The organism is Oleiphilus sp. HI0132, from assembly GCF_001635845.1.
Genome location: NZ_LWGJ01001597.1, coordinates 1 through 1095 on the forward strand (window position 1 = coordinate 1; position 1095 = coordinate 1095).

Annotated in this window: 1 protein-coding gene; it reads left to right on the plus strand. The window is 46.3% G+C overall.

What is annotated here, in order from left to right; translation table 11 throughout:
• Window positions 1–1095 (plus strand): ABC transporter transmembrane domain-containing protein (locus A3766_RS24705; protein WP_156509110.1); only part of this gene is annotated, 1095 nt, incomplete at both ends.

Genomic DNA, 1095 nt, shown 5'->3' on the forward strand with positions numbered 1-1095 from the left:
GTAACGCTATCTATGCGGGTGCGAGTGCGTTAATGGCTCAAGCTCTGGATACGGTCATTACCACCGTTGAAAATCCCACTGAAGAAAATCGCTTGATGCTGCCTTTGCTGATTTTTTCCTTGTTTGCAATGCGCGGGATAGGGGGGTTCTTGGGTGGATACTACATAGCTTATGTGGGGCAGAATATCGTTCACCGGTTACGCACCCAAGTGTTTGACCGGTATTTGAAACTGCCCAGTTACTACTTTGACTCAAACGCATCGGGACATTTGATTTCTCGAATTACCTTCAACGTTCAACAAGTCTCTTCAGCTGCAACTGATGCAATAACGGTGATTGTACGGGAGGGCTTGACTGTGATCGGCCTTTTTATTGTGATGATCAATGCTAACTGGAAATTGACCTTAATCTTTTTGGCAATTGGTCCAATGATTGGTGCCTTAGTAAGTTATGTGAGTAAGCGCTTTCGTAAGTTAAGTAAACGTATTATGGCATCAGTGGGTGATGTCACGCATGTAACCTCGGAGGTCGTATCGGGATACCGAGTGGTGCGCATATTTGGTGGGGAGAACTATGAGTCAAACCGCTTTAATCAGGCTAGTGAATATAACTTAAAGCAAGCTTTGAAGCTTGAAATGACTAAAGCTATCAGTACACCGGTTATTCAGTCTCTAGTCGCATTAGCGATCGCGGTTTTGGTTTGGTTAGCGCTCGCTCCAGATGTCCGTGGCGATATGACTGCCGGGAGCTTCGTGGTGATCATTGCCGCGGCAGCGACCATGGCAAAACCTATTCGTCAGTTAACTCAGGTAAATGAAAAGATTCAGCGAGGCTTGGCTGCCGCTAAGGACTTGTTTGCAGTGATTGATGCCGAACCTGAGAAAGATCAAGGAAGCTTCGAAAGTGCCAGAGTACAAGGTGCGATTGAGATTAGTGATCTTAACTTCGCTTACGAAGGAAGTAATAAAGCGATCCTGAAGAATATTGATTTATCGATCAAGCCTGGTGAAACCGTTGCTTTGGTCGGCCGCTCCGGTAGTGGTAAGTCGACACTGGCGAACCTGATTCCACGCTTTTACGAAGCCCAATCTGGCA